13 protein-coding genes are annotated in these 12,696 nt (G+C 68.2%); 5 read left to right on the top strand and 8 right to left on the bottom strand.

The genetic code is table 11. The annotated features are described in order from the left end of the window. Positions 1-22 precede the first annotated feature (22 nt). From NFW05_RS09010 to NFW05_RS09000, 3 genes are all read left to right on the top strand, one after another. Positions 23-844 (top strand): hypothetical protein, encoded by an 822-nt coding sequence (locus tag NFW05_RS09010; RefSeq protein WP_295305270.1) that lies wholly within the window; start codon positions 23-25, stop codon positions 842-844. 503 nt (positions 845-1,347) lie between these two features. Next, complete coding sequence (locus NFW05_RS09005) at positions 1,348-2,970, top strand: L,D-transpeptidase family protein (RefSeq protein ID WP_295305267.1); 1,623 nt, start codon at positions 1,348-1,350, stop codon at positions 2,968-2,970. Between the two features lie 15 nt (positions 2,971-2,985). Then, positions 2,986-3,540 (top strand): DUF882 domain-containing protein, encoded by a 555-nt coding sequence (locus tag NFW05_RS09000; RefSeq protein ID WP_295305265.1) that lies wholly within the window; start codon positions 2,986-2,988, stop codon positions 3,538-3,540. A 34-nt stretch (positions 3,541-3,574) separates the two neighbouring features. On the opposite strand, the gene NFW05_RS08995 is transcribed toward NFW05_RS09000, so the two are convergent. The 4 genes from NFW05_RS08995 to rlmD all read right to left on the bottom strand — a co-directional run bounded on the left by NFW05_RS08995 (position 3,575) and on the right by rlmD (position 7,707). Beyond that, complete coding sequence (locus NFW05_RS08995; RefSeq protein ID WP_295305262.1) at positions 3,575-4,348, bottom strand: ABC transporter ATP-binding protein; 774 nt, start codon at positions 4,346-4,348, stop codon at positions 3,575-3,577. Further along, entirely contained in the window at positions 4,345-5,154 is an 810-nt protein-coding gene (gene cbiQ, locus NFW05_RS08990) for a cobalt ECF transporter T component CbiQ (RefSeq protein ID WP_295305259.1), read from the bottom strand. The genes NFW05_RS08995 and cbiQ overlap by 4 nt, the downstream gene beginning before the upstream one ends. Positions 5,155-5,219: 65 nt before the next feature. Then, the gene (locus tag NFW05_RS08985; RefSeq protein WP_295305256.1) at positions 5,220-6,284 is read right to left on the bottom strand and encodes an energy-coupling factor ABC transporter permease; all 1,065 of its coding nucleotides are present in this window, start codon (positions 6,282-6,284) and stop codon (positions 5,220-5,222) included. 106 nt (positions 6,285-6,390) lie between these two features. Further along, a complete protein-coding gene (gene rlmD / locus NFW05_RS08980; RefSeq protein WP_295305253.1) occupies positions 6,391-7,707 on the bottom strand; it encodes a 23S rRNA (uracil(1939)-C(5))-methyltransferase RlmD in 1,317 nt (438 codons plus the stop codon). A 102-nt stretch (positions 7,708-7,809) separates the two neighbouring features. On the opposite strand from rlmD, the gene NFW05_RS08975 reads away from it, so the two are divergent. Both NFW05_RS08975 and NFW05_RS08970 read left to right on the top strand, forming a co-directional pair. Then, positions 7,810-8,292, top strand: coding sequence for a hypothetical protein (locus tag NFW05_RS08975; RefSeq protein WP_295305251.1), 483 nt, complete (start codon positions 7,810-7,812; stop codon positions 8,290-8,292). Positions 8,293-8,398: 106 nt separating this feature from the next. Beyond that, positions 8,399-9,328: a DMT family transporter gene (locus NFW05_RS08970; protein WP_295305248.1), complete on the top strand. Its 930-nt coding sequence runs from the start codon at positions 8,399-8,401 to the stop codon at positions 9,326-9,328. On the opposite strand, the gene NFW05_RS08965 is transcribed toward NFW05_RS08970, so the two are convergent. From NFW05_RS08965 to NFW05_RS08950, 4 genes are all read right to left on the bottom strand, one after another. Continuing rightward, on the bottom strand, positions 9,322-10,080 hold the full coding sequence (locus NFW05_RS08965) for an amino acid ABC transporter ATP-binding protein (protein WP_295305245.1): 759 nt from the start codon (positions 10,078-10,080) through the stop codon (positions 9,322-9,324). The two genes, NFW05_RS08970 and NFW05_RS08965, sit on opposite strands and share 7 nt — an antisense overlap. Before the next feature lie 15 nt (positions 10,081-10,095). Next, positions 10,096-10,854 carry an amino acid ABC transporter permease gene (locus NFW05_RS08960; protein WP_295305243.1) on the bottom strand — a complete coding sequence of 253 codons (759 nt, stop codon included), beginning with the start codon at positions 10,852-10,854 and terminating at the stop codon, positions 10,096-10,098. Positions 10,855-10,870: 16 nt separating this feature from the next. Then, the gene (locus NFW05_RS08955) at positions 10,871-11,644 is read right to left on the bottom strand and encodes an ABC transporter substrate-binding protein (protein ID WP_295305241.1); all 774 of its coding nucleotides are present in this window, start codon (positions 11,642-11,644) and stop codon (positions 10,871-10,873) included. A 316-nt stretch (positions 11,645-11,960) separates the two neighbouring features. After that, positions 11,961-12,443, bottom strand: a complete 483-nt coding sequence (locus NFW05_RS08950) for a hypothetical protein (protein WP_295305238.1) — start codon at positions 12,441-12,443, stop codon at positions 11,961-11,963. Positions 12,444-12,696 lie beyond the last annotated feature (253 nt).

Genomic DNA, 12,696 nt, shown 5'->3' with positions numbered 1-12,696 from the left:
TCGATCATGGCAAGGAGGGAAGATGAGCAAGAGATCCTTCGCCCGCTCGGCAGCGAGCCTGGCGATTGCGACAACGACGCTGTGTGCGACACTCGGTTTTTCAGCCGCCGCGAACGCGGCGCCAACGGCTATGGCACCGGGCTCGGTGGTCGCGGGCAAGACCATCGGGGAATGGACTGCCGCCTGGTGGCAGTGGGCGTTCTCGCTTGGCGGAGCAACAACCACGCCGCCGACCAATCCGTTCCTCGACGACGGTTCGTTCGGCGCTCAGGTCGCACAGGCCGCGGCCAACAGCGGCCAAGGTGGGCCGGTGTTCTTCCTCGCCGGAACGACCGTGCTGAACCCAACCCTCCCCGTGACCCGCAGTTTCGACGTTCCGGCCGACAAGTATCTGCTGCTGCCGATGATCAACTACGAGTGCTCCGACCTCGAAGGCAACGGGAACAACTATGGCGACCTTCGAAAGTGCGCCACCACGGACGGGATCGACGCGGTCGACAGCCTGACGGCAACTGGCGTCAGCCTGCCGACCAATAACCTGTACGCGTTTCGCGAACCGACTCCTGCCAACACGACGTTCTCTTTCACCGTTGCACCCGACAACGCCTTCGGTCTCAACCCGGGAACGGCGAACCTCGCCGTCGCCGACGGCTACTACCTGATGCTCCAGCCAATCGGCCTTGGGCAGCACACCATCACGTACGGTGGCGGGATCAGCAGCATGCCCTTTTTCACCGCGGTCCAGCTGACGATGAACGGCGTTCCCGAACCGGCGTCGCTGAGCCTGCTGGCCGTCGCGCTGCTGGGCATCGGCCTTGCCGGAGGCCGATTCCGGCGAGTCTGAGTCCGTCTGCCGTCCTGGCGAAGCCATAGCCTCCTGCATCCGCCCGGACGGCATCGCGACGGCCTTGCACCGGGCCGGCGTTCGAGCCGGCCCCGACCAGTTTCCGTCCGCAACGTTTCGCGACCGAGGCCAGCACGGCCGGTCGGCAGCGGAGACCCCGGCGATATGCCGGTTCGAGGACGGCGACACGCTCCCGTCGCGTTGATCGCCCCCGATCGACGCGAAGGCCAACGCGCCCGAACCCCGGCCGTCGACGCAGGGACCGCGGTCGCCGGTGATCCTCGACAACGTCGTGAGCAACTGATTGACCACCGCGTCCCGTCGGGCGTCTTCGCGGAGATCCGCAGCGGCGGGCCGCGGGCGAGCCATTTTGTCAGCCCGAGGTCGCTCGCTGAGCACGAACAGGCAGGCGACACTCGTTGCCGCACCGCTCACCGCTGCGGGAACTCGCCTTTCGCCCGCCGATTCGCCGATAATCCGCGCATCGTCCCGCGAAGGTCCCCATGCTCTCCATGCATCCCCTCTGGCCGTATTCCGGCGCACGCCGCCGGCTGTTGTTGCGGGTCGCCCTGAGCTCCCTGCTGTTCTGCGCAGCCCCGCCACGGGCCGGCGCCGGCGAGTTGCTCTGGTTCGCGGACGGGCGGCCGACGCCGGCTGCGCAGCAGGTGGTCGACCTGCTGCTCGCGGCGACGGCGGATGGGCTCGATCCCCGGGACTACCAGGCGCGAGCGCTTGCCGAGGCGATCGCGCGGGCATCCGGCGAAGCCGAACTCGCCGCCGACGCGCTGTCGAGCCTCGACGAGGCGTTGACGGGCGCGCTCAGAAGCTACCTCGACGATCGCCGTTTCGGGCGCGTCGACCCGCGTCAGGTCGGCGCGAACTACGCGCCACCGCACCGCGACCTCAACGAGGCCGACTCGCTGCTCGCCTCGATCGCCGGTAACCGATCGGCCGACGAGACGGCCGGCGGGCTGACCGAGGCACTGCCCGAATACTCGCAACTGCGCACGGCGCTCGCCGGCTACCGCCGGCTGGCTGCGGAGCAGGCCTGGAAGAGGAGCCTGCCGGCGCCGCCCGATGGCCGCCTGAGCCCCGGCCAGAAGTACGCCGGCCTCGATCTGCTCGCCGAGCGCCTGAGACTGCTCGGCGATCTGGCGAATGGCCCGTCGCTTCCGGCGCGCTACGAGGGGCGGATCGTCGAAGCAGTGAAGGCCTTCCAGCGCCGGCACGGGATCTCGGCCGACGGGGTCGTCGGCCGCGAGACGCTGGCGCAGCTGCAGGTCCCGCCGGCGGTGCGTGTCCGGCAGATCGAGCTGGCGCTCGAGCGCCTGCGCTGGACGCCGCTGCTCCAGGCGCCGCGGGTGATCGTCGTCAATGTTCCGGAATTCGCCCTCGGCGCGTACGAGGTGCATGACGGCCAGCTGCGATCACGCCTGGCGATGCGGGTGATCGTCGGCACCGCCGGCAAGACGCAGACGCCGATCTTCGACGCCGAGCTGCGCTTCATCGAGTTCAGCCCGTACTGGAACGTTCCGCCGTCGATCGCCCGCGGCGAGACGCTGCCGCGCTTGCGCCGCGACCCGTCGTACTTCGACCGCCAGGGCTTCGAGTTCGTCGACGGCGACGGGCGGGTCGTCGCCGGTTTCTCCGAGGCCGGGCTCGACGCAGTGCAGCGCGGCCAGATGCGCATCCGGCAACGCCCCGGCGCAGCCAACGCGCTCGGCGACATCAAGTTCGTCTTCCCGAACAGCGACAACATCTATCTTCACCACACGCCCGGTACCCATCTCTTCCGCCGCGACCGGCGCGACTTCAGTCATGGCTGCATTCGCGTCGAAGCGCCCGTCGAACTGGCGCGGTTCGTCCTCGCCGGAGAACCCGAGTGGACCGAAGAAAGGATCGTCCAGGCGATGCGCCGCGGAAAATCGGCGACGATCCGCCTCCCCGAACCACTGCCGGTGGTCGTCGCCTACCGCACCGCCGTCTTCCGTGACGGGAAGATCCATTTCTTCCCGGACATCTACGGGCTCGACCGCGTTCTCGACGAGGCGCTGAGCCGGCGCAGGCCGCCGCCACTGCCTTCCCTGGCCAGCCAATCTGCCATAAGATCGCGGTTCTGGAACTGAGCCAGGGAAACCACGTTGAGACTGCAAGAAAACTCCCGCCGACGCTTCCTCGGTCACGCCGCCCGCCTCGCCCTGGCCTCGGCGGTACTGCCACTGGCCCGACCCGCGCTGGCGGCGCTGCCGAATTCCCGCCACCTCGCATTCGAGCACACGCACACCGGCGAACGCCTGTCGATCGTCTATGCGCTCGGCGAGCGTTACCTGCCCAACGCGCTGCAGCGCCTGAACGTCTTCCTGCGCGATCATTACTCGGGCGCAGTCGGGACGATCGACCCGCAGCTCTTCGACCTGCTCTTCCACGTCCGCGAGGATCTGGCCTGCGATCAGCCGTTCCAGGTCATCTCCGGCTATCGCTGCCCGGAGACCAATTCACGGCTGCGCCGCACTCGCGGCGGCGGCGTCGCCAGGCACAGTCTGCACATGGAGGGGAAGGCGATCGACGTGCGCATCGGTGGAGTTCCACTGGCCGACCTGCGCGAAGTGGCGATGGCCCGGGAAACCGGCGGAGTCGGCTTCTACTCGGACGCGGACTTCGTCCATCTGGACACCGGACGGATCCGCTACTGGTAACCGGCGCCGCGCGGACGGGCCGCCGGCGACTGCTTCACGGCCGGCCGCGAAGCTTCCCCGGCGCGCCGCAGAGCGGGCAGTGCTGCAGCGACAGCGGCTGCGCGAGGCGGCAACGTTCGAGCAGTGCCTGGTCGGCGAAGATTTCGCGGGCAGATCTGTCTGCGACGACCCTGCCCTGGTCGAGAACGACGATTCGCGGGCACAGTTCGGCGACCATGTCGAGGTCGTGGCTGGCGATGATCGTCGTCTGGCCGAAATTGCGGATCAGCCCGAGGATCTCGCGCCGGGCGAAGGGATCGAGCCCGGCCGTCGGCTCGTCGAGGACGAGCACTTCCGGCGACATCGAGAGCACCGTGGCGATGGCCACCCGCTTGCGTTCGCCCACCGACAGCCGGTACGGCGCGCGGTCGCGTAGAGGCCACGCGCCCACCCTGCTGAGCGCTTCCTGAGTCACCCGCTCGGCCTCGGCGCGCGAAAACCCGAGGTTGAGCGGACCGAAGGCGACGTCCTCGAAGACCGTGGCCATGAACAGCTGATCGTCGGGGTCCTGGAAGACGAGGCCGACCGAGCGGCGGATCGCCGGCAGGCTCCGGGTCTCGACGCGCTGGCCACCGAGCTGCACCTCGCCGGTGGTGGGCAGCAGGCAGCCGTTGAGGTGCAAGAGCAGCGTCGACTTGCCGGCGCCGTTGGCACCGACGATGCCGACGCACTCGCCGGCGGCGACGCGCAGCGAGACCGCGCTCAGCGCGACCGTAGCGTCGGGATAGACGTGCCCGAGATCGCGCAGGTCGACGACGAACTCGCTCACGCCAGGACCCGCCGGGTCAGCGATCCGAGCAGTTCGGGCAGGTCGTAGCGACGGACGACACCGAAGAAGCCAAGCCAGCCGGCGACGAAGACCAATTCGCGAATGGCGAGGCGCCGGCCATCGGCGATAGCGGGTTCGCCGGCGTAGCAGCGGGAGAGCATGGCCATCTGCACGCGCTCCGCGCGCTCCCAGGTGCGCAGCAGAAGCAGCCCGATCAGCGACGAGGCGGTGGTCAGGGCGACGCCCCTTCCCGCCGAGCGCAGCGTCACCGCCCGCACACTGCGCTCGACTTCGTCGATCAGCACGAACAGGTAGCGATGGAGGAAGCGCAACTGGGCAACCAGCGGGCGCGGCAGTCCGAGGCGCTGGAGCGCCGTGCACAGCGCCGGAAAGCTGGTGACCCCAACGAGGATCACTGCCGCACTGAGCGTCAGCAGCGCGCGAACGCTGATCGACGCCCACGAGAGCCAGCCACCGGTCAGCGCAAGCGGGCCGATCGCGAAGACGACCTGCCGGTCGAAGAACGGGTTAGCGAGGCCCACGAGCAACGCGAACGGAGCGGCCACGGCAACCTGGCTCGCCACGCACGACAGCGGCAGTCGCCCGATGATCGCGAGGGCGACTGGAAAGACGGCCAGCGGCAGCAGCGACGCGACGGCGTAGCGATCGAACGAAGCGACGCAGACGACGAAGGCGAGCGTCGCGAGCAGCTTCGCGCGCGCATCGAGACGGTGGATCGGCGTCTCCGACCGGCCAAGCCGGTCGAGCTGCCGGACCTGGGCCAGCAGCGTGCCGATCAGCGCCATGGCTCGAAATCAGCCTGCGCAAGCGGCGGCCGGGTGAAGCGCCCCGGGACGAATTGCGGCGCGCATCAGCGCTGCTCCCCTGGCGCACGCGCCGGTCGCGTCCACCACCTGAGCAGAACGCCGATCAGTACGACCAGAACGAGGGTGACGAGAGCGCCGACGATGCCCGAAACGCTGCTGCCGATGCGGGCGCGCGACGGGTCCTCGGCAGACCGGCCGGCTTCGCCGGACGCCCTGCCGTCCTCCTCCTTCGCGAATCCGTAGTCGGGAAACACGGCGAGCCTCTGCTGGATCCCGGCGAGGAGGCCGTGAAGCCCCCCGGCGGGCGCGTCAAGGGCCTGCTCACCGGCCACCCGCGCGATCGACCACTCGAGCCCATCGGGATCCTCGGAGGCAAACCACGACAGCAGACCGCCGGTGACCAGCGCCGCGCAGAAGAGAACACCGATCAGCCGGGTAGCCGAGCGGCCCGCGGAGGCGCTGATCGCGGTGCCTTGGTCGAGCAGATCCGGACGGGCTCGCCCGACCAGGCCGACGATCGCGGCAGTCACGAAGCCCTCGACGAGACCGATCGCCAGATGGATCGGAAGCATGAACAACACGAAGGTGGCGAACGGCAGCGCCGATATCCCCGAGGCGAGCGTCTCGACGACCACCGCGAAGGCGCCGAGCTGCAGGGCGACGACCGCCGCCACGACGCAGGCGACGCTCAGTCGCTTCGCGCCGGGCCGGTCGCCGGCGATCGGCCGGTAGATCAGCGGGTAGGCGACGAACGCCGGCAGAAACGCCATGTTGAAGATGTTGCAGCCGAGCGCCAGCAGGCCGCCATCAGCGAAGAACAGCGCCTGGACGATCAGCACGGAGCTCACCGTCAGGAAAGCCGCATACGGTCCGAGCAGGATGGTCAACAGCAGCCCTCCGCCGAGATGGCCACTCGATCCCGTTCCCGGAATGCTGAAATTGATCATCTGGGCGGCGAACAGAAAGGCGCCGAGCACGCCCATCAGCGGCGAACCGTTCCCGGCCGGAAGACCCCGCAACTTCCTGGCGCAGTACGCCGCGGTTCCCGCGGTCACCGCCCAGAACGTTCCGCCCACCGCGGGCGACAACAGCGCATCGGCCATGTGCATCGCAACTCTCCTCCCGGCGACCCCTTGCCGGGCATCCAGCGCATTCTGTCACAACGCCGGCTTCGCTGGCCAGCCGGGCGACGCCCGGCAGGGCAACCGGCGACGATCAGCTCCCGCCGGCCCCCGGAAAGCGCTCGAACAGGGCGATCGATTCGACGTGAGAGGTGTTCGGGAACATGTTCACGACGCCCGCACCACGCAGGCGGTATCCCTTCTGCGCGACGAGGATTCCGGCGTCGCGGGCGAGCGTCGCCGGGCTGCACGAGACATAGACGATGCGCCGGGGAGCGCGCTCGCCGAGCGACTTGACGAGTTCGAGCGCACCCTCGCGCGGGGGATCGACGAGCATTCCGTCGAAGTCGCCGAGCCCGGCGAGCGACTCGGCGGTGATCTCGAACAGGTTGGCGACCCGATATTCGACGCGACTCGCCAGACCGTTGGCCAGCGCGTTGGCTTCGCCACGGCGAACGAGATCGGCGCTGCCGTCCACGCCGAGCACCCGCGCAGCGCAGCGGGCGATCGGCAGCGTAAAGTTTCCGAGGCCGCAGAACAGGTCGGCGATCCGCTGGCCCGGCCGCGGGTCGAGCAGACTCAGTGCGCGGCGCACGAGCACGCGGTTGACCGCGTGATTGACCTGCGTGAAGTCGGTCGGCAGGAAATGGTGTTCGATCGCAAAGTCGGGCAGCCGGTACGACAGTTCGGGCCCGTTCGTCGGGTGGAAGCGAAAGGCGGTCGCCGGCCCGCCGGGCTGAAGGTAGAAGACGACCGCGTGACGGTCGGCGAACTCGCGCAACAGCAGTTCGTCGGCGGCCGTCGGCGGCTCGAGGACGCGCAGCACGAGCGCGGTGACCTGCTCGCCGACGGCGACCTCGATCTGCGGCAGACGGTCGCGGATGGAGAGCCCGCCGATCAGCGCGCGCAGCGGCAGCAGCAGATCGGAGACCGGGCGCGGGAGGATCGCGCACTGCCGCATGTCGGCGACGTAACTGCTCTTGCGTTCGTGGAAGCCGACGAGGACGCCGCCCTTCTTGGCCACGTGGCGCACCGCGAGGCGGGCCCGGAACCGATAGCCCCAGGGCCGGCCGTGGATCGGCGCGTAAAGCTCTTCGGCCCGGTTTCGCCCGAGGTGCCAGAGGTTGTCCTCGAGCAGTCGCTGCTTGGCGGCGACCTGTGCGGCGGGGTCGAGATGCTGCATGCTGCAGCCGCCGCAGACGCCGAAATGGGGACAGCGCGGAACGACCCGGTCGGTCGATGGACGGACGATACGCACGGCGTGCGCGAGTTCGTAGCTTGGCTTGCGCCGGTAGGCGACGAATTCGACGGTCTCGCCGGGCAGCGCTCCCTCGACGAAGATCGCCTTCCCCTCATGCCGGGTGATCCCCCTCGCCTCCTGATCGAGAGACTCGATGTAGCCGGTCGGCATCGCGCGCTTCCAGGAACCAGATGGGCGATTCTATCCCGAACTCCGCGCCCGCTGGCCCGTGTATCATACGCGCTGGAGCATGCCCACGCGACTTCCGGGCCAATGACGAGCAGCGAACTGTTCACCAGCTGGTCAGACCATGACCGCGCCGTGCAGCGGATGTTCGAGCTCGTCCGCTCGACGCTGCTCGTCTTCGACGGCGACCTCTCGCACCTGGCGCTCGAACGTCCCGAGCGGATCGCGGCCTTGCGCCGGGTGCTCGGGGCAGCGGACTTTCACCGCCGGGTGACGATCGTCGTCCGCCGGGCAGACTTCGTTCGCCAGTACTGCCCGCAACTGATCGAGCTGCTCGCCAACCATGCTCCGACGCTGACGATCATTCACGCGCCGCCGCAGATCGCAGCGGCCAGCGAATCGCTGCTGATTGCCGACGGCGAGCACGCGCTGGTGCGTTTCGACGACGATCAGCCACGTTGCCGCCTGATCACCGGCAACAGCACCGAGTGCGCTCCGTATCTCGCGCGCTTCGCAGAGATTCTCGGCGAGGGCGGCGATCCGCTGAGCGCAACGACGCTCGGCCTGTAGCAGCCGCACCCACTTTGACCACGCCTCCCGCCGTGCACCGGTCGATCGCCGCGCTCGCGCCGGGGGCAGGCGGTGGATCGTGCCGTACGGCGAGCGGAGAAGGCGCATGAGCCGCCTGCAGGCGAACCTGCTGCTGCTCGTCGTCGCCTTGATCTGGGGCTCGGCGTTCGTCGCCCAGGCCGACGGAATGCGAGGGGTCGGACCGTTGAGCTTTACCGGCATCCGCTTCCTGATCGGCGCCGCGCTCGTCTGCCCGCTCGCCTGGCGTGAAGCGAAGAAGCTCCGCGAGTGCGCCCTCTGGTCGGGGCCTGCCGACGCGCTGGCGGTCACCGGTCTCGGCCTGCTGCTGATGCTCGGCGCGACGCTCCAGCAGATCGGGATCACCGGCACGACGGTCACCAACGCCGGCTTCCTGACCGCGCTCTACGTGCCGCTGGTCCCGCTGCTCGCCTGGTTGCTGCTCGGCACCCGGCCGCAGCACGTCCTCTGGCCGGCCTCGTTCGGCTGCCTGCTCGGCACGTGGCTGCTTTCCGGCGCAGACGGCTTCAGGCCGGGCGCCGGCGACGCCTGGGTGATCGCCAGCAGCGTGTTCTGGGCTCTGCACGTCCTCTTCGTCGGACGCGTCGCCGGACGAATGGCCGCCCCGTTCTTGCTGGCTTTCGGCCAGTTTCTGGTCTGCGGACTGAGCAGCCTGATCTGGGCATGGCTCGGCGGAGAAGCGATCTCCGTTGACGGAGTACGCCACGCCTGGCCGCCAATCCTCTACTGCGGAGCGATCTCGGTCGCCGTCGGCTTCACGGCGCAGGTCATCGGCCAGCGCTTTGCGCAGCCTTCGGACGCGGCGATCATCCTCTCCGCCGAGACGGTCTTCGCGGCGATCTTCGGCAGCCTGCTTATGGACGACCGCCTGACTGCCGCGGGGCTCGCCGGTTGCGCGCTGATCCTGGCGAGCATCGTCGCCGTCCAGCTCGCTCCGCTGTCCCCGGTCAGGCGCAGCGCGCGAAAAGGCAGAGTCTCGACGCCGCTCGGTCAGTAACCGTGGCGGACCTGCGAGAGGAATGCCCTCGCCCGCTCGTGCGCGGGATTCGAGAAGAAGTTCGCCGGGCTGGTGTCCTCGAGGATCGCCCCTTCGTCGAAAAAGAGGATTCGGTCGGCGACCTCGCGCGCGAATCCCATCTCGTGGGTGACGACGAGCATCGTGATGCCGCTGTGCGCCAGTTCGCGCATCACGGCGAGGACTTCATTGACCATCTCCGGGTCGAGCGCCGAAGTCGGCTCGTCGAACAGCAGAACCTTGGGATCCATCGCCAGCGCACGGGCGATGGCCACCCGCTGCTGCTGACCACCGGAAAGCTGAACCGGATACTTGGCCGCCTGGCTCTTCAGCCCGACCCTTTCGAGCAGCGCCATGGCCCTGGCCTCGGCCGCTTCGCGGCTCATCCTGCGCACGCGGATCGGCGCCAGCGTCACGTTGCGGAGGATCGTCAGATGCGAGAAGAGATTGAAACTCTGGAAGACCATCCCGACCTCGCGGCGAATCGCTGCGAGATTCCTGACGTCGTCGTCGAGCGTCATTCCATCGATGACGATCTCGCCCGAATCGTGGGCTTCGAGGCGGTTCAGCGTGCGCAGGAAAGTGGACTTGCCCGAACCTGAGGGACCGACGATCGCCGTCACCTGCCCTTCGTGGAAGGTCGCCGAGACGTCGCGGAGCGCGTGAAACGAACCGAAGTGCTTGGCCACCTTGCGCACGTCGATGATCGGTCGCGGAGCAGCAGCGGAGTCCATCGGTCGTCGCCCGCTTCAGCGCCGCTGCCCGACGTCGAGCTGCGCCTCGAGCGCAGCGGTCAGCGTCGTGAAAGCCGTGGTCAGGATCAGGTAGATCACGGCGATGGTGATGAACACCGGGATCGGCTGATAGCTCTCGGCCTGCACGCGATAGCCGACCATCGTCAGCTCGACGACGCTGATCGCGTAAGCCAGTGACGAGTCCTTGACCAGCGAGGCCAGGTTGTTGGCCAACGCGGGCAGAGCGACGCGCATGCTCTGTGGCAGGACGACGTCGAGGAAGGTCTGCAGCGGGGTCAGCCCGAGAGCTCGGGCCGCTTCGACCTGGCCTGCCGGCACCGCGAGGATCCCGGCGCGAACGCATTCGGTGTTGTAGGCACCGACATTCAGCGACAGGGCGATCGCCGCGCAGGCGAAGTCGGAAAGTTCCACGCCTTCGGGCATGATCGTGGGCAGCGCGAGCCAGACGAAAAGGATCTGGAGGAGCAGTGGCGTGCCGCGGATCAGCCACACGTAGCCGTCGCAGAACCAGCGCAGAAGGCGGAGAGGCGAGAGCTTCCCGAGACCTGCGAGGACGCCGATCAGCACCCCGGCGCTACCCGAGATCAGCGTCAGACTGACCGTCACCCTGGCGCCGTCGGCGAACTGCTCCGCCGCCGGACCGATCGGCGCCGGAACGGCAGACAGCGGAATCGCCATTCCCCAAAGAACGACGAGCAGACCGATCATCGCCGCGAACATCGCTCCGCCGGGATGCTGCCTCGTCCAGTTCATCGTTCGCTACCCGCGCTCACGAACGGCAGGAGATGTCTTCCTTGAAGTACTTCTCCGAAAGGGCGCGATAGGTCCCGTCCTTCATCACCTCGGCCAGCGCCTGGTTCAGCTTGTCGGCGAGTTCCCTGTTGTTCTTGCGCAGGATCATCGACACGCGTTCGACGAAGACCAGTTCGCCGGCGGTGATCCCGGCTCCCGGGTTCTTGTCGAGCGTTGCCTTGACGGTGAACTTGTCGGAAATCCAGGCGTCGACCTTCCGGGCACGCAGCGCCGAGAAGGCCTCCGGATCCCCCTTGTAGGTCTTGATGTTCCGGACCCCGGGGATCTTCTTCGCGGCGTCGGCGTAGCTGGTGGCCAGTTGCACGCCGACGACCTTGCCCGGGAGCGCGGCGACGGTCAGCGGGCCATCCTTGTAGGCGGCGATCTGCCCCCCGGTGCAATAGTGTGGATTGGCAAAATCGACCGACTTGGCGCGCTCCTCGGTATAGCCGTGGGAGGCGATCGCGAAGTCGAAGCGATCCTGATTGAGCGCAGCCAGTTGCGCGTCGAAGGGGACGACGCGCCATTCGAGCTTGAGTCCGAGCTTCCTGGCGATCGCCTCGGCGAGTTCGACTTCGAAGCCGGTCAGCTTCGATCCCTCGAAGTAGTTGAACGGCTGAAAACCGCCTTCGGTCGCCGCGATGATCGTCCCGGAATCCTTGATCGCCTTCCATTCGCGCGCCTCGGAGGGAGCACTGGCGACGAACGACAGGGACATGGCGAGGATCAGAGACCTGGCAAGGAAACGCATGGAACCTCCTGTTCGAAGAAGCGCACGGCGAAAGCCCGTCAAGCCCCGCCCCGAAATGATCGCCGTCAGTCGTCCCGAGTCCGCGGGGAAGCAGCCAAGGGTACAACAAAGAGTGGTGGATGAGCGCAGGAAACGCGGCTCGCCGCCAAGCTGACCACGACCGCACGGGGTGATTGCAACAGAAGACCCGGAGTTGGGCCTCCGGCGGCAGGTCACGACGCTCGATCGAGGCCCGTGGCGCCAGACACGCCCCCTGGCACCGGCGCGCGGCTTGTGGTGAGGGATTCCCCGGTCGGCCGGCCGGCAACGGCGAAGGCTAAGGTCGGGCGATGTCGCCGGTCAGTCCGGCGTACTCATCGTTCCCGGCAAGCAGCCCTGTTCGGGGAGAGTCGGCTTCGAAGCGGGGGCCTGCCGTGCCACGGGCCACGACCCTGCAGCCCTTGCCCAGCGCGGCTTGGTCTACGCGCGGATCGTAGTAGTCGAGTGCGCGCTGGCTGCCCAGGCGAGCGGCGAGAGCGAGGTAGGTGTTCGCGAGGGCAGGATTGCGCAACTCGCGCGGACCCCTGGCGAGGATTCGGCCGACGCGGAAGAAGCCTTCGGCGCTGCCCAGCATCGCCGCGTCGCAGTAGCGAGCGATGGCCCGCAGGGGATCGTGGCGGCCCGCGTAGCCGAGTTCGGCGGCCCGGCCCTGAGCCAGCGCCGCAGCGACACGCGACGGTTCGGAAAGGCCCTCGGCGGCAGCCGTCGCCGACAGCAACCCTGAAACGAGCAACAGGCAGAACGACTGTTTCCGGAACATGCAACTTCCTTGGTCAGAACGCGCAACGGTTGACCTGGAGGCATCGCCAAGAGGAGAGGAGCCAGACTGGAGCCGGCTCGACCCGCTACGTATAAAAAATTTTGCGCTTCCGGCAGCCAGTCTGCGCGGAAGAAAGTCACGCTTTGCCGATGATCCGGCGCGCCTGCGCAACGGCCGTCTCCCGCGACTTCCCGGCTTGTTTGCCGGGAAGCGGCGTTCCGGCGACGTTTCGGCGAGCATCGGCAGTTCCCGG

Origin of the sequence: Accumulibacter sp. (genome assembly GCF_023806625.1) — a bacterium.
GTDB lineage: Bacteria > Pseudomonadota > Gammaproteobacteria > Burkholderiales > Rhodocyclaceae > Accumulibacter.
This window is presented reverse-complemented; position numbering and strand designations above follow the sequence as displayed.